Source organism: Sphingomonas sp. TREG-RG-20F-R18-01 (assembly GCF_022662475.1).
Taxonomy (GTDB): Bacteria; Pseudomonadota; Alphaproteobacteria; order Sphingomonadales; family Sphingomonadaceae; genus Sphingomonas.
Map to the genome: position 1 here is coordinate 742,131 of NZ_JAKNQQ010000001.1, position 23,557 is coordinate 765,687.

The window sequence follows — 23,557 nt, forward strand, 5'->3', positions numbered from 1 at the left end:
CCGATCAGACCGCGTAGCGCGTCGGGTCGGGCAGGCCGGCGTCCTCGAACCCCTTCTTGCGCAGGCGGCAGCTGTCGCACGTCCCGCAATGCAGGCCCTCCGGCGTCGGATCGTAGCACGACCAGCTCATCCCCGCATCGAGGCCGAGCGCCGCGCACTCGCGCACGATGTCGGCCTTGGTCATGTGTTGCAGCGGGGCGTGGATCCTGAACGGCTCGCCCTCGACCCCGGCCTTGGTGGCAAGCTCGGCCAGTCCCTCGAACGCGGCGATGAATTCGGGGCGGCAATCGGGATAGCCGGAATAATCCAGCGCATTGACGCCGATGAACAGGTCGCGAGCGCCCGCCGCCTCGGCCCAGCCCAGCGCGAGGCTCAGGAAGATCGTGTTGCGCGCGGGGACATACGTGACCGGTATCCCGGGTTCGACGCCCTGTTTGGGAACGGCGATATCGGCGGTGAGCGCGGATCCGCCGAAGGCAGACAGGTCCAGCGGCAGGACGATATGCCGCTCGGCCCCGAGATGCTCGGCGATCCGCGCGGCGGACTCGAGTTCCAGCCGGTGCCGCTGGTTGTAATCCACCGAAAGCGCGAAGAGCCGGTATCCATCGGCCCGCGCGCGCGCTGCCGATACCATGGAGTCTAGACCGCCCGACACCAGCACGACGGCTGCCGGGGCGACCTGCGGGGTCGTTTCATCTGTCATGATGCGCCGGTAGGTAAGCGCCACCCTCCCGAAGCGCAAGCGCCGCCCCGCCTGCGGGATCCTCCCCCGGCAGATGGCCAAAAAAAATGGGCCGCCCGTAAGCGACCCAGGGGATGCCCGATTGGGGGGGCGTATCAGGAGGAAAGCCTTCCATCACGGAATGCAGTCTCTGCTCTACGCGCGAATCGTAAACTTACTCTTAACGATGCGCGGCTCAATGTGCCTTTGGGTCACCCGCACACACGCCGACGTAGCGCGCCTCGTACGATTCCTCGAACGGCGCGCCGTTGATGATGCCCTGCGTATCCATGTTGAAGGACCGTGGCGTGGCGACCTTCACGCTCGTCTGGCCATGGCTGTTGTGACAGATGAAATGGACCGTGGTGGTGTCGATGTCGTTCTTGACCACGGCATGCTGGCACTGCTCCATCGGATGCTCGTAATGGATCAGCGTGCGCGGATCGGCGAGGCACAGGGTGCGCGACACGCCGTCGTCGACGGTCTTCAGCTGCCATTGGCCCCGCTCGACCCGCGCCAGGGCGGTCAATGCGGGCTTGGCGCCGGGCGCAGCGACGGCGAACCCGGTTCCCAACGCCAGCGCGATCCCGCTGGCGCATACCAGCGTCGTTCCCCGTCTCGTCCATCTCATCGCGTCGACCCCGATCGGCCCGCCATACGCCCGCTGCGTCGTGGCAATGGCCCCAGTCCCTTATCTGGGGACCTCCGCCCGACTTACAATGACGGAGACGTAACAATCTCCAGCGCTGCCGGCACCGGGAACTTGCGCGCGCAGAAGGCGCAGTCGACCACGATCATCCCGTCGTCGTCCGCCATGTCGCGCTGTTCCTCCGGCGGGAATTTCGCGAGCACCGACGCAATGTAGTCGGGCGAGCAACGGCAGCCGCGGACGAACCGCGTCTCGCCCTGCACGCGGACCTCGGTCTCCTCGTTGAACAGCCGCCACACGAGCATCTCCAGCGACAGCGCGGGGTCGGCGAGTTCCCCGGGCTTCATCGTGCCGCCCAGAATCGCGACATGCTCCCACTCCGGATGGTCGAGCCGGGTATGGATCCGGTCGCGCCCGTCCTCGCCCTCGGGGAGATGCTGGAGCAGCAGCCCGCCCGCCACGCGCCCGTCTTGCCCGAGCGCACCGGTGCCGACGCGGATCAGCGTCGGGATCTGTTCGGACTGGAGGAAATAATGCTCCGCCGCCGCGCTCAGCGATTCGCCGTCGAGCGGGACGATTCCCTGATAGCGTTCGCCGGTGTCCGCCTGGTCGAAGGTGATCGCGAGATAGCCCTTGCCGAACAAGGCAAACAACGTCGGGTCCTTGGGGGCCTCGGCGAGGCGGTCCGCGTCGAAATCGACATAGCCGCGCAGTTCGCCGCCGCGATAGTCGCACACCAGCAGCTTGACGATCCCGCCCTCGGTCTGCGCCTGCATCGTGAGCTGGCCGCCCGCGTCCTTGAGCGTCGAGCCGATCAGCGCGGCAAGCGTCAGCGCCTCGGTCAGCAACGCCTCGATCGGCGCGGGATAGGCGTGCGCGGCGAGGATCGTGTCGAGTACGGGCGCGAGCCGCACGATCCGGCCGCGCGCATGGCGCGCGGGGATGGTGAAACCGATCGCGCGGTCGGTGTCGGCGGGGGTCGTGGGAACGGGGCTGGCGGGAACGGGGGTCATGATTTTCTCGCGGCGATTACGTCACCTAACCGTTCGCCCTGAGCGAAGTCGAAGGGCCCGCGCCACGCATGGGGCTTCGACTTCGCTCAGCCCGAACGGTGGGGAACTAAACGGGACAACAGAACCAAAGAGATAGGAACCCCCAGCCCCCAATCAACCGATCTGCCCGAAGCACCACCGCAGCACCGATTTCTGCGCGTGCAGCCGGTTCTCCGCCTCGGGCCAGATCAGCGACTGCGGCCCGTCGATCACCTCCGCGGTCACTTCCTCGCCGCGGTGCGCGGGGAGGCAGTGAAGGAACTTCGCGTCGGGCTTGGCGGTCGCCATCAGCGCGGCGTCGACCTGATAGGGCCACATCGCCTTCAGCTTGGTCTCGGCATGGTCCTGCCCCATCGAGATCCACGTATCGGTGACGATCACATCCGCGCCCTCGACGGCTTCCTTGGCGGTGCCGACGATGCGCGCGCGGCCCTTGCCGAGCGCGACGTCGCTGTCGGCGGGTATGAACCCCTGCGGGCAGGCGGCGACCACGTCGAACTGCATCAGCCCGGCGGCTTCCATGATCGACGCGAGCACGTTGTTGCCGTCGCCGAGCCATGCGACCTTGAGGCCGGGGAGCGGCTTGCCCGCCTCCATCAGCGTCAGCAGGTCGGCCATGATCTGGCACGGGTGCGAATTGTCGGTCAGGCCGTTGATCACCGGAATGGTCGCATGGCGCGCCATCTCTTCGAGCTTCTCATGGTCGTCGGTGCGCAGCATGATCGCATCGCAATAGCCCGACAGGACGCGCGCGGTATCCGCGACGGTCTCGCCGCGCCCGAGCTGGGTCGTGCCCGCGTCGAGAATGATGCTGCTGCCGCCCAACTGGCGGATCGCCATGTCGAAGCTGACGCGTGTGCGGGTCGAGTTCTTCTCGAACACCATCGCGAGCGTGTGCCCGGCAAGCGGCGCGTCCGCATCCGCCTTGCCCTTGGGCCAGCCCGCGCGCGCGGCCTTGCGGTCGAGCGCATCGGCGAGCATCGCGGCGACGCCGTCGGGGCCCGCGTCGGACAGGCTGAGGAAATGGCGCATGTTACATTCTCCCCCGGGCACCGGGGGAGGTGGCGAGCGCAGCGAGACGGAGGGGGTAAGGGCTGGGCGCAACAATTGCCGTCGCGACCCCTCCACCGTTCGCTGAATGCTCACGGTCCCCCTCCCCCGCTGCGCGGGGGAGGATTTCCGAGAACCCGCTCACGCCGCCGCCGCCATCGACGTGAACGCCCGCGCGCCGTCGGTCAGCTTCTGGACGAACTCGGCGATATGCGCTTCCTCGATCACCAGCGGTGGGAGCACGCGGACGACATTCTCCCCCGCCGCAACCGTCAGCAGCCCGTGATGATCGCGCAGATGCGCGACGAAATCGCGCGCGACCGCGGCGTCCTTGAGCTTGATGCCGAACATCAGCCCCTTGCCGCGGACGCCCTCGAAAAGCTGGTCGTGATTGGGGATCATCTGCTCGACCGACGTGCGCAGCCGCTCGCCCATGGCCGTCACATGCTCGAGGAAGCCGGGTTCGAGCATCACGTCGAGGATCGCCTCGCCCGCCGCCATCGCGAGCGGGTTGCCGCCATAGGTCGAGCCATGCGTGCCGAACACCATGCCCTTGGCCGCTTCCTCGGTCGCGAGACACGCGCCGAGCGGGAAGCCGCCGCCGATGCCCTTGGCCGAGGACAGGATGTCGGGGGTGATGCCGTAATGCTCATAGGCCCACATCTTGCCGGTCCGGCCATAGCCACACTGGACTTCGTCGAGCACCAGCAGCAGGCCGTGCTCGTCGCACGCCTTGCGCAGACCCTGAAGGAACTCGGTCGTCGCGGCGGAGACACCGCCCTCACCCTGGACCGTCTCGACCATGAAGCCAGCGGTCGTGTCGTCGATCAGCGCGAGTGCCGCTTCGAGATCGTTGAACGGCGCATAGGCGAAGCCCGGCAGCAACGGCTCGAACCCGTCGCGCATCTTGGGCTGGTTGGTCGCCGAGATCGCGCCCATCGTGCGCCCGTGGAACGCATTGTTGAAGGTGATCAACGTGGTGCGCTGCGGATTGCCGGTGACGAAGTGATAACGCCGCGCGGCCTTGATCGCGCATTCGACCGCCTCGGTGCCCGAATTGGTGAAGAACACGGTGTCGGCAAACGAGCTCTCGACGATCCGCTGCGCGAGATGCTCGCCCTGCGGGCTACCGTAGAGGTTGGAGACGTGCATCAGCGTTGCGGCCTGGTCGGCGATCGCCTTGACCAATTTGGGGTGGCCGTGGCCGAGCGCGTTGACCGCGATCCCGGCGGCGAAGTCGAGATATTGCGCGCCATCCTCGCCGTAGAGATAGACGCCCTCGCCGCGCACCGGACGCACGCCACACCGTGGGTAAACGGGCATCAGGGCTGGGGTCGACACGACGCGTCTCCTTCAAAAAGCAAAAGGGCGACCTGTACGGTCGCCCGATCACGGTTTTTACGGAGATTGGGGGCGGAGCGCAACACCGTGTGTTGGGCGCTTTTGCTCGGGTCGATGCAGGAAGGGATGATCGCACAAAGCCACAAAGACACGAAGGGTAAAGAAGGCAGATATGATGCTGCCGCAGGCAAAATCGACCGGCAGGCGCGCCACGCAGCCTCGTCAGCCTTCCTCTTCGTGTCTTTGTGCCTTTGTGCGATCAAACCCTTCTAAGACCGCCAAAAAACGTCAGTTCTTCAACCGCCACCCGCTCCGCAGCAGCAGATAGCACAGCAGCCCGAGCACGATGTCGATCGCCAGAATGATCACCGACCCCAGCAGCACCGGCGCATCCGCCGTCCCGAGGAACCCGTAGCGGAACCCCGAGATGATGTAGAAGAACGGGTTGGCATGGCTGAACGCACGAAACGCCGGCGCGAGCTTGTCGACCGAGTAGAACGTCCCCGACAACAACGCCAAAGGCGTGATCACGAAGTTGGTCACCGCCGCCGCATGATCGAACTTATCCGCCCAGATCGACGTCAGCACGCCCAGGAACGACAGGAACGCCGCCCCCAGGAACCCGAACCACAGGATCGCGAGCGGATGCCGCGGCGTGACATGCACGTCCGGATAAATCGCCATCGCCAACCACACCACGAATCCGACGATGAACGCCCGCGTCATCGCGCCACCGACCAGCGCGGTCAGCAATTCCATCGTCGACAAGGGCGGCTGGAGATAATCGACGATCGTCCCCTGGATCTTGCCGACCATCAGCGAGAAGCTCGCATTGGCAAAGGCGGGCCCCATCATCCCCTGGCTGATGATCAGCCCGGGCGCGATGAAATCGGCGAACGGGATCTCGACCCCGCCGACCAGAACCGGGCGTTTCGCGCCGGTTGCGATGGTAAACACGACCAGAAACAGCAGCGTCGTGATGGCTGGCGCCCACACGGTTTGCAACTGCACCTTGAAGAAGCGGCGAACCTCCTTGATATAGAGCGTTCGCAGACCGCCCCAATTGACGCTCCGGATGACCGGGACGCCGGGGGCGTTCATCGCCGTTGTACGAATTTCGCCGATTGGGGGCTGGCTGCTCATGGCATCGTCGCTAAAGACTGCCGCCGCCGCCCGCAACCCGGATTAGAGGTTCGGCGACCCGAGACGATTGGAAACGAGAGCAGATGAGCTGGACCGACGAACGCATCGATACGCTGCGCAAGATGTGGGAAGCAGGGCAGACCGCGAGCCAGATCGCCGAGGAACTCGGTGGCGTCAGCCGTAACGCGGTGATCGGCAAGGCGCATCGCCTGGGTCTCCAGTCGCGCCCGTCGCCGGTCAAGCCCAACGACGGCTCGGCCAAGGCCGCCGCTGCCGCCGCCGCGCCCGCCGCTGCCGCGCCGTCCGCGCCGGCCGAACCCAAGCCCGCCCCCGCCCCGCGCGCGCCGGTCGAGCGAGTCGCGCCGCCGGTCGCCGCGGCACCGCCGCCCCCGCCGCCCGCACCGCGCCCGGCGGTACAGGACGAGATCGAGGACGAGACCGACGACGAGGAGGCCGAGGCGCCCGCCGCACCGGTTCGCCCCGCGCCGCCGATCCTCCGGTCGGTCGGTCCCGGCGGCTTCCTGCGTCAGGCACCCGGCGAGCAGCAGGCCCCGATCACGCCGGCGCCGCCGCGTCGGCTGGTTCCGGCCAAGCCGTCCGCCGACATGGCGGGCAAGACCACGCTGCTCGATCTCAACGACAAGATCTGCAAGTGGCCGATCGGTCATCCGGGTGAGCCCGACTTTCACTTCTGTGGCGAGAAGGTGAACCCGGGCTTCCCTTATTGCGTCGGGCATTGCGGCCACGCCTATCAGGCGCAGCTCCCGCGCCGCGACCGTCGCCCCGCGCCGCCGCTGCCGTTCGGCGGTCCGCGCGCGCGCTGAGCCACGACGGGACGTACGAAAAAGGGGCCGCGCACCATCCGGTTGCGCGGCCCCTTTTTTTGGGTTGCCGCATGGGCGCACCGTTCCCCGAGCAGGCGGGAGCCCAGGGTTCCAGACGCTCCGCCTGTAACCCTGGGTCCCCGCCTGCGCGGGGAAACGGAGACGCCCGACTGTGCTCAGAAGCGGAACGTGTCGTCGCTGCGACGGACGTCGGTGCCCGCCGTATTGGGCTGCGAGCACGAACGTGTTACGCATTGAAAACGCCCGGTTGTGCTGCGTCAGCGCCCCAGGAAACGTCCCCGTTGCAGATGGCTGCACCAAACAGGAATTAATCCCGATGTGGTGCCATCGGGCCGCCACGGACCTTTTCCGCGATGCCGCTTGGCAGTTTCGCCCTGCCCGCCGTATAGCGTTCGCATGTCCGACGACCTGTTCGCAGCCAGCCCCAAGCACGTCCCCACCGATTACGATGCAGCGTCGATCGAAGTCCTCGAAGGGCTGGAGCCGGTGCGGCGGCGGCCGGGCATGTATATCGGCGGCACCGACGAGCGCGCCTATCACCATCTCGCCGCCGAAGTGCTCGACAATGCGATGGACGAGGCGGTCGCGGGCCATGCCACGCGGATCGAGATCGAGCTCGCGCCGGGCAACCGGCTGACCGTCTCGGACAATGGCCGCGGTATCCCGGTCGATCCGCACCCGAAGTTCCCCGGCAAGTCCGCGCTCGAGGTGATCCTGTCGACGCTCCATTCGGGCGGCAAGTTCGATGGCAAGGCTTATGCCACCAGCGGCGGTCTCCACGGCGTCGGGGTCAGCGTCGTCAATGCGCTGTCGTCCGACACGGTGGTCGAGGTCGCGCGCGGGCGCGAGCTGTATCGGCAGAAGTTCGCGCGCGGCGAGACGCTCGGCCCGCTCGAACATGTCGGCGCGGCGCCCAACCGGCGCGGGACGACCGTCGCCTTCACCCCCGATACCGAAATTTTCGGCCCCGACATGGGGTTCAAGCCCGCGCGGCTCCACCGCCTCGCGCGGTCCAAGGCGTATCTGTTCGCCGGCGTCGAGATCCGCTGGAAATGCGCCCCCGAGCTGATCAGCGACGACACGCCCGCCGAAGCGGTGTTCCAGTTCCCCGGCGGCCTCGCGGATCATCTGCGCGAGCAACTCGGCACCCGCGAATGCGCGACGACCGAGCTGTTCGTCGCGCGGCAGGATTTCCCCGGCACCGCGGGCCGCGTCGAATGCGCGGTCGCCTGGCCGCTGTGGAGCGACGGGTCGTACAGCTGGTATTGCAACACCATCCCCACCCCTGACGGCGGCACGCACGAGCAGGGCCTGCGCGCCGCACTGGTCAAGGGGATCCGCGCGTTCGGCGATCTGGTCGGCAACAAGAAGGCCAAGGACATTTCCGCCGAGGACGTGATGACGGGGAGCGAGCTGATGCTCAGCGTCTTCATCCGCGATCCGCAATTCCAGAGCCAGACCAAGGACCGCCTCACCTCGCCCGAAGCGGCGACCTTGGTCGAGCGCGCGGTGCGCGACCATTTCGACCATTTCCTCAGCGACAATATGGACCGCGGCAAGGCGCTGCTAAGCTATGTCGTCGAGCGGATGGACGACCGCCTCGCGCGAAAAGCCGAGCGCGAGGTCAAGCGCAAGACCGCGACGTCCGCGCGCAAGCTGCGGCTGCCGGGCAAGCTGACCGATTGCTCGTCCAACGGGCCCGAGGGCACCGAGATCTTCATCGTCGAGGGCGATTCGGCAGGCGGATCGGCCAAGCAAGCGCGCGATCGCAAGACGCAGGCGATCCTGCCGATCCGCGGCAAGATCCTCAACGTTGCGTCGGCGACCTCGGCCAAGATCCACGCCAATCAGGAAATCGCCGATCTGATCCTCGCGTTGGGGTGCGGGACACGCAAGGACTGCAACCCGGATCATCTGCGCTACCAGCGCGTCGTCATCATGACCGACGCAGACGTCGACGGCGCGCATATCGCGACGCTGCTGATGACCTTCTTCTTCCAGGAAATGCCCGAGATCGTCCGCGCCGGGAACGTCTTCCTCGCACAGCCGCCGCTGTACCGGCTGACCGCGGGGACGAAGAGCCTCTACGCGATGGACGACGCGCACCGCGCGCAGCTCGAGGCGACCGAGTTCAAGGGCAAGAAGGTCGAGATCGGGCGATTCAAGGGCCTCGGCGAGATGAACCCGATGCAGCTGCGCGAAACCACGATGGACCCCAAGACCCGCTCGATGCTGCGCATCACGCTGCCGCAGGAATATGAGGCGCGCGCGGGGGTGAAGGATCTGGTCGACAGGCTGATGGGGACCAATCCGGCGCATCGCTATGCGTTCATTCAGGAAAACGCTGCCCGGATGGACGAGGACGCGATCGACGCATAGTCTTGCCCGACGAATCGGGAGTCCGGGCGATGGCAGCGACGTGGTGGTCGGTTTTCAGTGCGCTGCTCGTATCGGCCCCGCTCGCGGCGCAGACCCTGCCGCCCCCCGCCGCTGCCGATCGCGACATCGTCGTCGTCGGGAGCCGCGCACCGGACCTGCGCAAGCGTCTGGACGATTGCCTCGCCGCCAGCTGCAAGCCCGACCGCGATATTGCGATCACGCTGGACCTTGCGCAGGCGCAGTTCGAGGCGGGGCATTATGAGGAGGCGCAGGCCGCGCTGCTCGCCGCGCGCCACCGAACCGCGCGGTTCGCCCGGGAATATCCGGTCGCAGTGGCCAATCTGTTCCATGCCAGCAGCGTGATTGCCGCGCATCTCGGCGATCAGGGTCGCGAATGGTCGAACGCGCTCGATACGGTCAGCGCGATGAAGGCCGGCATGCCCGAGACGGATCCGCGCGTCTTGATGGAGCGGATCGGGCTTGGCGACGCTTATGCCAGTGCCGGGCTGTTCAGCGAAGCCGAGGTGCAATATCGCGCGGTCGCGGGCCGCGCGCGCAAACTCGGACTGGTCGAGACCGAAGGGCTGGCGCTGCTTCGGTACGCAACGCTCAACACCCGACTCGCCGCGCAGGTCTATGCCTTTTACGGTCCGATCGCCCGCAGGGCGATCGGCGCATTGCTCGAACGGCGCGAACCGGCGCTGCAGCCCATCGTCGCGTGCGCTGACCAGTTGAACATCCAGTTGGCCGCCCTGACCGCGAGCGACGCCGAGCTCGACCGACTGATCGCGCGCTATCCTCGGCAGCCCGCCGGCGCGCCCTCGGTTCTGCTGCACGCCCCACCGGTCCTGATGACCGCGACCGGGCAACGCCGCCCCAATGGCACGGCGGCGGACAGCTACGCGCTGTTCAAGGAGATCCCGCCGCCGGTCTTCTCGGCCAACCTGGATTATATGTGGATCGACGTCGCCTACACGATCGGCACGGACGGCCGGGTCCACGATGCGCATGTCGCGGCGCGCGGCAATCGGGTGTCCGGCACCGGCGATTGGCCCGAACAGATCGTCCAGGCGATCGCGGCGCGGCGCTATGCGACCCAGACGACGCCCGGAAGGGGACGCGAGCGCTTTACCTTCACGTCGAACATGACGATCAAGACCGGGTCCCGCATCCCAATCCACAGCGGTATCCCGCGGCTGGTCCACGCGGACCTGGATCCCGACGCCGTTACCCCGCCGCCCGCCTCGTCCTGAGCGAGCACCCAGACCGTAGCGCCGGAGAGCCGCGGGCCTGGGTTGGGCCAGACAACGGCGACGCGCACCCCGCTTACGTCGCCATATGCGCAGCACGGGCCGACCGCGAAGACCCAGCTCGCCCCGGCGCGGCGGACGCACAGGCTCGCCAGCCCCTCCGCGCACATGTCGTCAGCGAAAACAAAAAGCCCCGCCGATCCAGAGGATCCGCGGGGCTTTAATGGTGGGCGTGGCAAGGATTGAACTTGCGACCCCTGCGATGTCAACACAGTGCTCTACCACTGAGCTACACGCCCACTTCGCTGCGGCAGTGCCGGGCGAGGGGTGGCCTTTAGCGAAGGCTTTCTGCCCACGCAAGCACCACGTGCGCCGATTCAGAAATTTCCGCCGACCCGTTCCAGTTCGAACATGCGGTCCACCTCCAGCACGAGGTCCCGCAGGTGGAAGGGCTTGGACAGGACGCGCGCCTGCGGCATCGACTTGCCCGCCTTCAGCGTCACCGCGGCAAAGCCGGTGATGAACATCACCCGCAGGCTCGGCGCAATTTCGCTCGCCTTTTGCGCGAGTTCGATGCCATCCATCTCGGGCATGACGATGTCGGTCAGCAACAGGTCGAAATGCTCGTCTTCCAGCAACGGGATCGCCGCCGTCCCGCGATCAACCGCTGCGACCGCATAGCCGGAGCGCTCAAGCGCGCGCGTAAGATATTCGCGCATCACCTGATCGTCTTCCGCCAATAAAATCCGAATCATGCCATTCCGTCCTGACGGGCCAAGGCGCCCGCATTTGCGGTAATGTATGCGCGAAGGGCTTAAGATTTTCCAGCCGGATCGGCGGAGCGGCTGTGCTACGATGGGGCGATATGACGCCGCCCCTGCCCTCGTTCGACCTTTTCGGCGATCCCACGCCAGCGAGCCCGGTCGTCCTGTCCGTGCCGCATGCGGGTCGCGACTATCCGATCGCGCTCCAGGCGGCACTGCGGGTCCCGCTCGCCGCGACGACCGTGCTCGAGGACCGTTATGTCGACGCGGTGGCGCGGATCGCGCACGGTCGCGAGACGATGCTCATCCAGCGCCGCGCGCGCGCCTGGATCGACCTCAACCGCAGCGAGCAGGAACGGGATCCCGCGATCGACGAAGGCGCCCGGGCGGCGGCGATGCCGATCGCGTCGGCCAAGGTGCGCGGCGGGTTGGGTCTGGTGCCGCGCCGCGTCGCCGGCGCAGGGGAATTATGGCGCGGACGGTTTGCCGCGAACGACATCGCCGCGCGCATCGCAGCGGACTACCGGCCCTATCACGATACGCTGGAGGCCGCGCTGCAGGCGGCACGCGCGCGCTTCGGAGTCGCCGTGCTGCTCGACATCCATTCGATGCCCAGCCTCGGCGCGGGCGCGCCGCGTATCGTGATCGGTGACCGATTCGGCCGTAGCGCCGATGCCCGCTTCGTTGCCGCGCTGGAACGCGTCGCGAGCGCCGCCGGCATCCCCTGCGCGCGCAATACGCCTTATGCCGGGGCGCACGTGCTCGACCGGCATGCCCGTGGCGGCGTGGTCCATGCCATCCAGCTGGAGTTCGATCGCACGCTGTATCTCGACCCGGCCGGCGACCTCCCCGGCGATGGGCTCGCCTCGACCGCTTCGACGCTTCGCGCAATGATCGACGCACTCGCCGAAGAGGCCATGGGCTGGCGCGGGCAGACGCTGCCGATCGCCGCCGAGTAACCCGCCGCGCACAAAAAAACCACCGCATGCAGAGCACGCGGTGGCCAAGGTTCAGGGAGGAGACACTCCCGGAGGAGCGTCGCGCGGTCCCGCGAAAGGGGGGAACACGAAACCGCGTGAGAACGATATAGGTAAGCGGTTTTCGGGGTTCAAGGGCGAAATTCAACGCCGTTCCGGACTTTTCCTCGATCGCGTCCTGCCCGTACGAGGACGGGCAATTCCGGCGACCGTTGCCGCGCAAAGGCTCCGCGCCGAGCCCCTTCCCCTGACGAAGGCAACACGGTGCCGGCAGCCCGCTGCCGCCGCAATTTTTGAGCGGCGCGGTCCGGTCCGGGACTGCCGTTCCGTCGAGGCGCAGGGGCGGGCCGGCATCGCGCCGGCCCGGGATCGCTCAGTTGATCAGCTGCGGCGCGGGGACCTTGCCGAGCTTGACCTGGCGGTCGAAGATCTGCGGCAGCGTCGTCAACGAGAAGAGATGCGCATAGACGAGCGGCAGCAGGCCCGACTTCTGGATCTTGCGCAGCTGGTCGCCGCGCAGGTCGTTGAGCTTTTCCTCGTTCACGATCTGGAAGCCACGGTAGATGAACGGCTGGTCATTGCCCGCCATGTTGAGCGTGAACTCTCCATCCATCAACAGGTCGAGCTCGCGCAGCTCGGTCATGAAATTCGCCGTGCGCGCGCCGGCCTGCTCGAACTGTTCGTTGAAGCCCAGGATGTTCTGGACGAGCTCGGTCGGCTTGCCCTCGGCAAACAGCGCCTCGCCTTCGTCGAACGCGCCGATCGTGTTGCTGGTCGGATCGAAGCAGAGCGACAGGTCCTGCGCATCCGGGCGAAGGCGCGCGAGCATGAACGGATACCGGCGGATGTAGGCCGGGACGTACACCTTGTCCTCGATCAGCTTGCCATCGTCGCCGACGAACACGTTGACGCCCTCGTTCAGGCCCATCAGCGCGATCGGGATCGCGTCCGTCCCCAGGGTGAACACGATCGGCAGCCACGGCTGGGTCGCGACGAATTCGTCGACGGTGACCGGGATGGCATGCTGGTTGACGAGGAACGGTGCCGCGTCGGCGGCATTGAAGCGGAAATTGGCATGCGCCTCGCTCGAAAGCGGCTCGAGCGCATTGTAGAACAGGGGAAGGGCTTGCGGCGCGCTGGCCATGATCGTCTCCATGATGAATGTAGCGCGCAGGTCCCCCACGCCTTACGGACGCTGGCTCTATGGCGCGCGCGCACTTTCCGCAAGGCCGAGGAGCTTGCCCGGGTTCATCAGCCCCTGCGGATCGAGCCCCGCCTTGATCGCGTGCAGCGCGGCCAGCCGAGCCGGCGAGGACAGCCGCGCGAGCTCGTCGCGCTTCATCTGGCCGATACCGTGTTCCGCCGAGATCGATCCGCCCGCCGCGACGACGAGATCATAGACCATCCGGCTCGCGGGCGCGCCGACGTCCTGCCGCCAGCGTTCGGCGGCAGCGCGGTCGTGCTGCAGCCCGGCGGGCGCGTTGACGTGGAAATGGACGTTGCCGTCGCCGAGATGGCCGAAGCCGGTCGCATGGACGCCGGGATAGGCCGCCTCGACCGCGGCGGCGGCGCTGACCATGAAGTCGGGCATCGCATCGACCGGGACCGAGATGTCGTGCGCGATGGTCGGCCCCTCGGCGCGTTCCGCTTCCGAGATCGAGTCCCGCAACCGCCAGAAGGCGATCGCCTGCGCCTCGCTGGCAGCCACCACCGCATCGCGCGCCAGACCATCCGACAAGGCCGGGCCGAGCAAGGTTTCCAGCGAGTCGCGCGCGGGCGGCTGGCCCTGCGCCGTCGCATATTCGATCAGCACCAGCCACGGATACCGGCCGTCGAGCGGTGCGCGGGTCGCGGGGATGTGTTTCAGCACGAGGTCCATGATCTCGCCGGGCACGAGCTCGAAGCTCTCGATCGCATCCCCCGACCGTCGCTCCAGCACGCGCAGCAGCGCCAGCGCCGCATGCGGGCTGTCGACTGCGATCCATCCGGTCGCCCGGTCCGCCGCAATCGGGACCAGTCGCAGCGTCGCCGCCGTCACCACGCCAAGCGTCCCCTCGGCACCGATCAACAGCTGGGTCAGGTCATAGCCGCGATTGTCTTTCCGAAGCGGTGCCAGGCCATCCTGGACCTGCCCGTCCGGCAACACGATCTCGAGCCCCGCGACGAGCGCGCGCATCGTTCCGAAGCGCAAGACCTGTGTCCCGCCGGCATTGGTCGAGACCAGCCCGCCCACCGTCGCACTGCCGCGTGCCCCGAGCGTGAGCGGAAAGCGCATACCCTCCGCCTCGGCGGCGGCATGCAGGTCGGCGAGGATCACCCCCGCCTCGGCCACGACCAGCGCGGCATTCGCATCCATCCGCCGCAACCGGTTCATCCGCCGCAGCGACAGGATCACCGCCGAGCCATCGGCGGGCGGGGTCGCCCCGCCGACCATCGACGTGTTCCCGCCCTGCGGCACCAGCGACACGCCGAGGTCGCCCGCAAGCCGGACGATGCCGGCGACGCCAGCCGTGCTGTCGGGCGACAGGATCGCCGCGCTCGCGCCATGATAGCGACCGCGCCAATCATCGAGCCACGGCGCGATATCGGTCGGATCGGTAATCACCGCCTTGGGGCCAAGCAAGGCACGAACGGCATCGACGAGACGGGTCTGGGGAGATGTCACGCCACCGATCTAGGGCGGATCACCGGACGTTGCCAGCGCGTCCTGTCGGCTGAAGGTATTCGGGCTGACGAAAGGAACCGCTCGTTGCGCACGGCCTGACACAGCTTTCGGGTGGTAGCGGTACCTCATACACGAACATTGTGTCGTTTATGCAACATGTATTTGCAAAAGTTACTGTATGCGTTGCGAGACTGTCACACTCGCTTGCATCGCCTTCATGAAACGTCCGATTATCCTCCCAATCACAGGGCAAGATAACAAGGGGACCATCATGAAACTCAACCGTTTTCTGCAGGCCACAGCGCTAGTTAGCGTTCTGTCGGCACTTCCTGCAGCGAGCTTCGCGCAGACCGCGACCAGCGGCGACGGACGCGCATCCACCCAGACGACGACGACCGTGGGGGCCTCCACGGACGGCACCGACACCGCAGCGCCCCAATCTGCGCCGCAAGACATCGTGATCACCGGCTCGCGCATCAGCAGCCCGAACGCGACGTCGACCAGCCCGATCACGACGATCACGCCGACCCAGTTGCTCGCAACGTCGCGCGTTTCGATCGGCGACACGCTCAACACCCTGCCGCAGTTGCAGAGCACGTTCAGCCAAGCGAACTCGACCCGCTTCCTCGGCACCGCCGGCCTCAACCTGCTCGATCTGCGCGGCCTCGGCACGCAGCGCACGCTCGTTCTCGTCAACGGCCGCCGTCACGTCGGCGCGGACATTCTCAACAACGCCGTCTCGGTCGACATCAACACGATCCCGTCGGACCTGATCGAGAGCATCGACATCACCACCGGCGGCGATTCGGCAGTGTACGGGTCGGACGCGATCGCGGGTATCGTCAACTTCCGTCTGAAGGACCATTTCCAGGGCCTGGAAGCGCGCGTGCAGGGCGGCATCAGCCAGCATGGCGATGCCGGTTCGTATTTCGGCAGCATCCTGGGCGGCAAGAACTTCGCCGATGGTCGCGGCAACATCGCGGTCGATCTGGAATATGCGCGGCAGAATAGCCTGTACGCCTCCGACCGTTCGCGCCTGCAGCAGGTAGACGGCTTCGTCACGACGCAGGTCGACGCTCCGGGTATCGCCACCGGGCAGACATTGCCGAATTTCAACGGCGTTCCGGACAACATCTTCTTCCGCAACATCCACTCCGCGACGATCGCATCGGGCGGCCTGGTGACCTTCGCAAGCCCGACCGGCGCGTGCGGGACGGATAACACTGCGAAGCGCTTCTCGTGCAACTATCTGTTCCAGGGTGACGGCTCGCTTGTCCAGGAGAATGGCGCACGCGTCGGGATCGGCACCAACACCAGCTCGCCGAGCGGCTCTTCGTTTATCGGCGGCAACGGCGATACCAATCGTGAAGGCCAGCTTCTTCAGATCCAGCCGGCACTCGATCGCTACTCGGCCAACCTCGTCGGCCACTTCGAGATTTCGGATGCGATCGTCCCGTTCGTCGAGGCATCCTATTCGCGGACCGAGACTTATGGCCAGGGCAGTTCCGGCCCGGCGTTCATCACCGGCGGAACGCTCGCCGGGTACGATACGTCGACGTTTGAGCGTCCGCGCCTCGACAACCCGTATCTGAGCACGGCCGCCCGCACGACGATCACCAACGCGCTGATCGCCGGTGGCACGGATCCCGCGACGATCACGGGTGCGACCCGCTTCACGCTCCGCAAGAACCTCGTCGACCTGGGGGTCCGCTCGGAACAGTCCAAGCGCCAGACCTACCGGATCGTCGGCGGCGTGCGCGGCACGTTCAACGGCGACTGGAAGTATGAAGTCGCCGCCAACTACGGCGAGTTCATCGAAGATACGCGCGTTCTCGGCAACCTCAACGTCCAGCGTTTCCTGCTGGGCATGGATGCGCAGCGCAATGCCGCCGGCAACATCGTTTGCGGCTCGCAGATCACCCCGTCGCGTGGTGGCACCGACATCGGCGGCAATCCGGCAATCCTTGCCGCGGACATCGCCGCCTGCCAGCCGATCAACCTGTTCGGCAACGGCAACATCTCCGATGCGGCAAAGCGTTATGTCCTGCAGGACACGGTCTCGCACGGGAAGATCACGCAGCTTGACGTCTCCGCGTTCGTCAACGGCGACACCAGTGGCTTCTTCAACCTGCCGGGCGGTCCGCTCCGCTTCGCAGTAGGCGGGGAATATCGTCGGGAAACCAACTTCTTCAAGCCGGATCCCTTGGTCGAACAGGGATACACCTTCTACAACGCGCTGCCGACCTTCGCCCCGCAGGCTTTCGAGGTGAAGGAAGCCTATGGCGAAATCCAGATCCCGGTCTTCAAGGGGATGCGGTTCGCAGAGGATCTGAGCTTCACCGCCTCTGGTCGCGTTTCGGACTATAACAGCAACGCAGGCACGGTTTACACCTACAACTTCGGTGGCAACTACTCGCCCGTTCCGGACATCAGCTTCCGCGCTTCTTATGCCCGCGCGGTCCGTGCCCCGAACCTGTCCGAGCTTTATTCCTCGCAGAGCCAGAACTTCGCGTCGGTCAACGACCCGTGCTCGGCCAACTTCATCGCAACCGGCACACAGTATCGCGCCGCAAACTGCGCTGCGGCCGGCATCCCGACCAACTACAACTACCTGTATCAGCAGACGCTCGGCATTCTCAGCGGGGGCAACCCCAACCTGAACGTCGAAAAGTCGGACTCCTACACCTACGGGATCGTCCTGAAGCCCCGCTTCACGCGTGGCCTGACGCTGTCGGTCGACTATTACAACATCAAGGTGGCCAACGTGATCACCGCGCCTTCGGCGCAGCAGATCCTCAACAGCTGCTATGATTCGCCTACCGGCAACAACCAGTTCTGCGGCCTGTTCCAGCGCGTCGCGGCTGGCCAGACCGGACCGAGCGGGGAAGAGCAGTATCGCGTAATCGAAGGCAGCCTGCAGCAGACGCTGCTCAACTACGCCAGCCTGCGCGTCCGCGGCCTCGACGTGAACCTCAGCTACCAGCACGACTTCGGTTTCGTGAAGGCGAGTTCGGTGCTGGTCTATACCCACCAGTTCGAGAATGCGCAGTTCATCGATCCGAGCCAGCCGAACTTCGGCGACAATCTGCTCGGCGAACTTGGCAGCCCCAAGGACAAGGTGTACTGGAACCTCAACGGCGCGTTCGGGCCGTTCGAAGTCAACTACCAGCTCAACTATCTGGGGAAGATGGCGGCCGGCTTCATCGAGGATGTCCAGTCCTACCAGGGGCGTCCGCCGCAGAATGCGGACCGCTACAGCATTCCCTACTATCCTGAAGTGTTCTACATGAACGCGCGTTTCGGGATCAACATCCAGGGCGGGTCGCAGTTCTACTTCGGCATCGACAACCTGACCGACCGCGTTCCGCCGCTGGGCTCGACCGGCATCGGTGGTGGCACCGGCATCTACGAGCCGATCGGCCGCCGCTTCTATGCGGGGTTCAAGGCCAAGTTCTGATCGCCTGATCAGGCTGATACGACCGGGGGAGCGATCGCAAGATCGCTCCCCCTTTTTTGTCATCGTTGCAGATCGGCGCGGTGGCCGGTCACATCGGGGGCGTAAGGCCGTCCTTGCCGATCGCGACGAACTTCGCGCCGGGTGCATCGGCGGTCTTTACGACAAACACCTTCTGCCCCTTGGCGAGCATCGAGCGCTGCGTCGGTTCGAAGCGCACGATCGGCGTCCCGGCCGGCACCAGCACCTTCGCGGTCCCGCCCTTGTACGAAATCGTCAAGCTGGTTTCACCCGACGTCCCCGCGGTGGAGGAGACCGTGCCGTTGGTCATCCCGCTCTGTTCTTGAACGGTGCCGTTGGTCATGCCGCTCTGTTCTTGCACGGTGCCGTTGGTCATCCCGCTCTGCTGCTGCACGGTGCCGTTGGTCATGCCGCTCGCACCGCCGCCACCGTTACCGCCGCTCGCCGCGACGACACCCGGAACGTCCCAGCCGTAATGGCCCTCGCCCGACCCGCGCATCGCCTCGGGGAAGATCACCAGCTCGACCGCGCGCAGCGCACTGTCCGGGCCGGACGTCGCGGTGCCGATGAAGTCACCGGTCTTGAGCGTCGACAGGCTCGACCCGACGACCCAGGCGAAGCCTGTCTTGCCGTCGATCGGCACCGTCGTCGTCTTGCCGTCATAGCCCTGAATCGTCACGCCATTGGTATCGACCGACTGGACCACGCCGCGCACCCGCGTCGCCGCGGGGGTTGCGCTGCTGGTGGTGGTGGCGGTGTCGGTCGTCGTCTTGCTGCCGCAACCGGCGAGCAACACGGTCGCTCCGGTCAACAGCATGAGCGTTTTCTTGATCATCGGATGGAATCCTCGACTGGGGGGTACACGCAAGTCAGACACTTTGCCGTATCGGGCTAGGCGCTTGGGCGGTACGTCACAAGCGACGTGCTGCGTATCGCCTGCTTCCCGGCCATCATCACGCGGAATGGGGCGGTCCCGCGCCGGCCGAGCGTTGTCAGGCGGACACGCGGATGAACCCGGCATGACGACGGAGACGCCAGACCGAGCCGGACAATGAAAGATTGCCTACCTCGCCCCAAAGCATCCTTGAATTGCCGTGGCGCCTGGTCCAGCCCATCTGACAGCGATGGCAACCCTTCTCGATCCCACCGCCCGCGGGCGAGTCATCCTCGTCGGCGCGGGGCCCGGCGACCCGGGCTTGCTCACCGTCCGCGCGGTCGAGGCGCTCCGGCAGGCGGATGTCGTCGTGCATGACGGGCTGATCGACCCGCGCGTGCTAGATCTCGCGCCGGCCGACGCGCAACGCATTTCGGTCGCCAAGAAGCGCGCGCGACATACGCTGCCGCAGGAGGCGATCAACGCGCTGATCATCGCGCATGTGAAGACCGGGAGCGTCGTCGTGCGGTTGAAGGGCGGCGATCCGTTCATCTTCGGGCGCGGCGGCGAAGAGGTCGAGGAAGTCCGGGCGGCTGGCCTGCCGGTCGAGGTGATCCCCGGCGTATCGGCGGCGCTCGGTTGTGCGGCGGAAGCGATGCTCCCCCTCACCCACCGGGACTATTCGAGCGCGGTCAGCTTCGTCGCGGGCCAGTGCAAGGGGCTGACCGACCAGGACTGGTCGGGGCTCGCGGGCAAGGGCCGGACGCTGGTGATCTACATGGGCGTGGCGACCGCGACCGACATTGCCGACAAGCTGATGCGCGACGGCGTCGCGCCCGACATGCCGGTCGCGGTGCTCGAGCGTGGGACGCTGGACGGGCATCGCGCGATCAGGACGCTGCTCGCCGACCTCGGGCCGATGGTCTCGCGCGAGCAGGTCGCGTCGCCCGCGATCATCGTCGTCGGCGAGGTCGTCGAGCTGTCCGACGCGGAAGACAAATTGGGGTCCTGGGCGCGCATCGCCGGGACATTGGCGGAGACTGTCGCGTGAAACTGCTGACCGGAAACGACTTGCCCACGGGCGATGTGATCTGGTGGACCGGCAACGGCTGGTCGCGCCATATCGAGGACGCGGGTGACGTGACCGACCAGGGCGAGAGCATCGCGCGCGCGCAGGAAGGCGCACAGCGCGTCACCGGCCCCTATGTGATCGACGCGACGATGACGCCCGAGGGGCCCCGCCCCGCGCACATCAAGGACCGCGTCCGCGCGCTCGGGCCGACGGTGCGGCCGGACCTGACGCTCAAGCCCGCCGATCCGAATGCGGGGAGCTGGGTGATATGACGCTCAGCTTCCGTCACCCCGGCGAAGGCCGGGGCCGCCAGGTTACCGCGCGGAACCGCCGTCCGACGCCCAACATGACGGCCCCGGCCTACGCCGGGGTGACGGCGTTTCATCTTCCTCACCCAGCCTCGGCAACAACTGCGGCGACGGGAGTTTACCATGTATAAATATGACCAGTACGATCAGTCGATCGTCGATTCCCGCGTCGAGGAATTCCGTGACCAGGTGAAGCGCCGCCTCGCGGGGCAGATCACCGAGGACCAGTTCAAGCCGCTCCGGCTGATGAACGGCCTCTATCTCCAGTTGCACGCCTATATGCTGCGCGTCGCCATCCCCTATGGCACGCTCGACGGGCGACAGATGCGGATGCTCGGACACATTGCGCGCAAATACGACCGCGGATACGGTCATTTTACGACGCGTCAGAACATCCAGTACAACTGGATCAAGCTGTCCGAAGCACCCGACATCCTTGCCGAGCTGGCGACGGTCGAGATGCATGCGATCCAGACCAGCGGCAATTGCATCCGCAACATCTCGTCCGACCAGTTCGCCGGCGCCGCCGCGGACGAGGTCGCCGATCCGCGCGTGTGGGCCGAATTGCTCCGCCAGTGGAGCACCTTCCACCCCGAGTTCAGTTATCTGCCGCGCAAGTTCAAGATCGCGGTGATCGCCGCGGACGAAGACCGTGCGGCGATGCGGCTCCACGACATCGGCATCCAGCTGGTCGAGCGCGACGGCGTTCTCGGCGGGCGCATCTGCGTCGGCGGTGGCATGGGCCGTACCCCGATGATCGCGCCCGAAATCAAGGACTTCATCACCGCGGATGATCTGCTGAGCTATGTCGAGGCGTGTCTGCGCGTCTACAATCGCTACGGCCGCCGCGACAATATCTTTAAGGCGCGGATCAAGATTTTGATCCACGAGCTCGGCGCGGACGAATATCGCCGCCAGGTCGAGGAAGAGTTCGCGCACGTCAAGTCGCTCGGGCTCGATCCGCCCAAGGCCGAATTCGACCGCATCACCGAGATGTTCGCACCCCCCGCCTTCGCCGCGCTGGTTCCGCAGGCCGACACCGCGCCCAACCCCGCGTTCGACGCATGGCGCGCGCAGAACACCGTCGCGCACAAGCAGCCCGGCTATGCGATCGTGACAATCAGCCTGAAGCCCACCGGCGGCATCCCCGGCGATGCGTCGGCCGACCAGATCGACGTCATGGCCGACCTGGCAGAACGGTTCAGTTTCAATGAGTTGCGCGTGACTCATGCGCAGAACATCGTTCTGCCGCACGTCGCCGTAAGCGACCTTCACCATGTTTGGAGCGCGCTCGATGCGGCCGGTCTGGCGCCTGCCAACGTCGATCTGATCAGCGACATCATCGCCTGCCCCGGCCTCGATTACTGCAGCCTCGCCAACGCCCGCTCGATCCCGGTCGCGCAGAAGATCGCCACCCGCTTCGCCGACCCGGAGCGCCAGCGCGATCTGGGCGAGCTCAAGCTCAAGATCAGCGGCTGCATCAACGCCTGCGGGCATCATCATGCGGGCCATATCGGCATCCTCGGCGTCGACAAGAAGGGCACCGAGAATTACCAGCTCCTCCTCGGCGGTTCGGGCGCGGAGGACGCGAGCCTCGCGCGGATCACCGGCCCCGGCTTCAGCGAGGACGGCATCGTCGACGCGGTCGAGACCGTGACCAACGTCTATCTCGAGAAGCGGGAAGCGGGCGAGCGCTTCCTCGATACCTACCGCCGGCTCGGCATGGATCCGTTCAAGGAAGCGCTTTATGGATAAGTCCGCCATGTCGATCGGCTCCGACGAGCCAGCGGTCACGCTCGACGCGTTCCTCGAGGACCAGACCAACGCCACCGCGGTCCGCCTCGAGGCGGGCGAGGACGCACGCGCGCTGCTCCCGCACCTCGACCGGATCGCGTTGGTCGAGATTAGCTTCCCGAGCTTCCGTGACGGCCGCGGCTATTCCGCCGCGCGCATCCTGCGCGAGGCGGGTTACACGGGGGAGTTGCGCGCGCAGGGGGACGTGCTGGTCGACCAGATGCTGTTCATGAAGCGCTGCGGCTTCGACAGCTTCGCGCCCGAGGCGGAGATTGACCCCGCGACGCTCGAGGCGGCGCTGACCCGCTACGACCATGTCTATCAGAAAGCCGCCGACGGTCAGGTCCCGGTGTGGAAACTGCGGCATGGCTAGCAGCGCGCGCCGCCTCGACCTGATCGACGTCGCGCCCTTCTCCCCCGACGATGCGGCGGCGATGGAGGCGCGCTATGCCGGCGTCGGCACCGGTGACCTGCTCGGGGAGTTGCTGACCGGCGAGCTCAAGGGGCGCATCGCTGCGGTCTCGTCGTTCGGGGCGGAGAGCGCGGTGCTGCTCCACCTGATCGCGCAGGTCGACCGCGACGTCCCGGTGATCTTCCTCAACACGCAGAAGATCTTCGGCGAAACGCTGGCGTATCGCGACCAGCTTTCAGAGATGCTCGGCTTCACCGATCTGCGCGTCTTCCGGCCCGACCCGCATCGGCTTGCTGAAAAGGATGCGACCGGGTTGCGCTGGAATTACGACCCCGATGGCTGCTGCGACCTGCGCAAGGTCGAGCCGCTGCGCCGCGCGCTCGCGCCGTTCGATTCGTGGATTTCGGGGCGCAAGGGCTTCCAGGCGGGGACGCGGATCGCGATGCCGCGGTTCGAGGAAGACGAGGGCCGGCTGAAGATCAACCCGCTCGCCGACTGGGACAAGGACCGCCTGGAGGCCTATTTCGCCGAGCACCGGCTGCCGCGCCATCCGCTCGAAGCGCAGGGCTATCCGTCAATCGGCTGCGCGCCCTGCACGTCCAAGGTCCAGCCGGGCGAAGACCCGCGCGCCGGACGCTGGCGCGGGTGGGACAAGGTCGAATGCGGGATCCACGTGCCCGAAAAACCGGGCGAGGAACCGGTTTTCTGATCCGCAACGTGCTCCTGCGCAGGCAGGAGCCCAGGGTAACTGAGCGCTGAGCGTGCAACTCCGGGTTCCGGCTTGCG

At 66.4% G+C, this 23,557-nt stretch carries 20 protein-coding genes and 1 tRNA gene; 10 read left to right on the top strand and 11 right to left on the bottom strand.

From position 1 onward, the window contains the following. Positions 1-4: 4 nt before the first annotated feature. The 6 genes from queC to L8K25_RS03860 all read right to left on the bottom strand — a co-directional run bounded on the left by queC (position 5) and on the right by L8K25_RS03860 (position 5,956). A complete protein-coding gene (gene queC, locus L8K25_RS03835; protein ID WP_242137567.1) occupies positions 5-703 on the bottom strand; it encodes a 7-cyano-7-deazaguanine synthase QueC in 699 nt (232 codons plus the stop codon). 214 nt (positions 704-917) lie between these two features. Then, on the bottom strand, positions 918-1,352 hold the full coding sequence (locus tag L8K25_RS03840) for a hypothetical protein (protein WP_242137568.1): 435 nt from the start codon (positions 1,350-1,352) through the stop codon (positions 918-920). An 83-nt stretch (positions 1,353-1,435) separates the two neighbouring features. Next, positions 1,436-2,383, bottom strand: coding sequence for an Hsp33 family molecular chaperone HslO (locus L8K25_RS03845; RefSeq protein WP_242137569.1), 948 nt, complete (start codon positions 2,381-2,383; stop codon positions 1,436-1,438). Between the two features lie 153 nt (positions 2,384-2,536). Continuing rightward, positions 2,537-3,454, bottom strand: a complete 918-nt coding sequence (gene argF, locus L8K25_RS03850) for an ornithine carbamoyltransferase (RefSeq protein WP_242137570.1) — start codon at positions 3,452-3,454, stop codon at positions 2,537-2,539. A 159-nt stretch (positions 3,455-3,613) separates the two neighbouring features. Further along, complete coding sequence (locus L8K25_RS03855) at positions 3,614-4,813, bottom strand: aspartate aminotransferase family protein (RefSeq protein WP_242137571.1); 1,200 nt, start codon at positions 4,811-4,813, stop codon at positions 3,614-3,616. 288 nt (positions 4,814-5,101) lie between these two features. Beyond that, positions 5,102-5,956 (bottom strand): ABC transporter permease, encoded by an 855-nt coding sequence (locus L8K25_RS03860; protein ID WP_242137572.1) that lies wholly within the window; start codon positions 5,954-5,956, stop codon positions 5,102-5,104. Between the two features lie 83 nt (positions 5,957-6,039). Here L8K25_RS03860 and L8K25_RS03865 point away from each other — a divergent pair, with 83 nt between their 5' ends. The 3 genes from L8K25_RS03865 (at position 6,040) to L8K25_RS03875 (ending at position 10,433) form a co-directional block, all read left to right on the top strand. Further along, a complete protein-coding gene (locus tag L8K25_RS03865; RefSeq protein ID WP_242137573.1) occupies positions 6,040-6,780 on the top strand; it encodes a GcrA family cell cycle regulator in 741 nt (246 codons plus the stop codon). 417 nt (positions 6,781-7,197) lie between these two features. Then, positions 7,198-9,180, top strand: a complete 1,983-nt coding sequence (parE, locus tag L8K25_RS03870) for a DNA topoisomerase IV subunit B (RefSeq protein ID WP_242137574.1) — start codon at positions 7,198-7,200, stop codon at positions 9,178-9,180. Positions 9,181-9,209: 29 nt separating this feature from the next. Continuing rightward, positions 9,210-10,433 carry a hypothetical protein gene (locus tag L8K25_RS03875; protein WP_242137575.1) on the top strand — a complete coding sequence of 408 codons (1,224 nt, stop codon included), beginning with the start codon at positions 9,210-9,212 and terminating at the stop codon, positions 10,431-10,433. Between the two features lie 221 nt (positions 10,434-10,654). On the opposite strand, the gene L8K25_RS03880 is transcribed toward L8K25_RS03875, so the two are convergent. Then, a tRNA-Val gene (locus L8K25_RS03880) sits at positions 10,655-10,729 on the bottom strand. Positions 10,730-10,807: 78 nt separating this feature from the next. Further along, the gene (locus tag L8K25_RS03885) at positions 10,808-11,185 is read right to left on the bottom strand and encodes a response regulator (RefSeq protein WP_242137576.1); all 378 of its coding nucleotides are present in this window, start codon (positions 11,183-11,185) and stop codon (positions 10,808-10,810) included. Positions 11,186-11,295: 110 nt separating this feature from the next. On the opposite strand from L8K25_RS03885, the gene L8K25_RS03890 reads away from it, so the two are divergent. Further along, on the top strand, positions 11,296-12,153 hold the full coding sequence (locus L8K25_RS03890; RefSeq protein WP_242137577.1) for an N-formylglutamate amidohydrolase: 858 nt from the start codon (positions 11,296-11,298) through the stop codon (positions 12,151-12,153). A 391-nt stretch (positions 12,154-12,544) separates the two neighbouring features. Here the strand turns inward: L8K25_RS03890 and L8K25_RS03895 are convergent, their stop codons facing one another. Beyond that, positions 12,545-13,315, bottom strand: coding sequence for a SapC family protein (locus tag L8K25_RS03895; RefSeq protein WP_242137578.1), 771 nt, complete (start codon positions 13,313-13,315; stop codon positions 12,545-12,547). Positions 13,316-13,372: 57 nt separating this feature from the next. Then, positions 13,373-14,836 carry an FAD-binding oxidoreductase gene (locus L8K25_RS03900; protein ID WP_242137579.1) on the bottom strand — a complete coding sequence of 488 codons (1,464 nt, stop codon included), beginning with the start codon at positions 14,834-14,836 and terminating at the stop codon, positions 13,373-13,375. Positions 14,837-15,107: 271 nt separating this feature from the next. On the opposite strand from L8K25_RS03900, the gene L8K25_RS03905 reads away from it, so the two are divergent. Next, positions 15,108-18,293 carry a TonB-dependent receptor gene (locus L8K25_RS03905; RefSeq protein ID WP_242137580.1) on the top strand — a complete coding sequence of 1,062 codons (3,186 nt, stop codon included), beginning with the start codon at positions 15,108-15,110 and terminating at the stop codon, positions 18,291-18,293. Positions 18,294-18,381: 88 nt separating this feature from the next. Here L8K25_RS03905 and L8K25_RS03910 read toward each other — a convergent pair whose 3' ends face one another. After that, positions 18,382-19,146, bottom strand: a complete 765-nt coding sequence (locus L8K25_RS03910; RefSeq protein ID WP_242137581.1) for a hypothetical protein — start codon at positions 19,144-19,146, stop codon at positions 18,382-18,384. Between the two features lie 289 nt (positions 19,147-19,435). Here L8K25_RS03910 and cobA point away from each other — a divergent pair, with 289 nt between their 5' ends. From cobA to L8K25_RS03935, 5 genes are all read left to right on the top strand, one after another. After that, positions 19,436-20,236 carry a uroporphyrinogen-III C-methyltransferase gene (gene cobA, locus L8K25_RS03915; protein ID WP_242137582.1) on the top strand — a complete coding sequence of 267 codons (801 nt, stop codon included), beginning with the start codon at positions 19,436-19,438 and terminating at the stop codon, positions 20,234-20,236. Further along, positions 20,233-20,529: a DUF2849 domain-containing protein gene (locus L8K25_RS03920; RefSeq protein WP_242137583.1), complete on the top strand. Its 297-nt coding sequence runs from the start codon at positions 20,233-20,235 to the stop codon at positions 20,527-20,529. Before cobA ends, L8K25_RS03920 begins: the two co-directional genes overlap by 4 nt. 159 nt (positions 20,530-20,688) lie before the next feature. Further along, positions 20,689-22,320: a nitrite/sulfite reductase gene (locus tag L8K25_RS03925; RefSeq protein WP_242137584.1), complete on the top strand. Its 1,632-nt coding sequence runs from the start codon at positions 20,689-20,691 to the stop codon at positions 22,318-22,320. Further along, positions 22,313-22,732 carry a DUF934 domain-containing protein gene (locus L8K25_RS03930; protein WP_242137585.1) on the top strand — a complete coding sequence of 140 codons (420 nt, stop codon included), beginning with the start codon at positions 22,313-22,315 and terminating at the stop codon, positions 22,730-22,732. Before L8K25_RS03925 ends, L8K25_RS03930 begins: the two co-directional genes overlap by 8 nt. Beyond that, positions 22,725-23,480, top strand: a complete 756-nt coding sequence (locus L8K25_RS03935) for a phosphoadenylyl-sulfate reductase (RefSeq protein ID WP_242137586.1) — start codon at positions 22,725-22,727, stop codon at positions 23,478-23,480. Before L8K25_RS03930 ends, L8K25_RS03935 begins: the two co-directional genes overlap by 8 nt. The last annotated feature ends 77 nt before the right edge of the window (positions 23,481-23,557 follow it).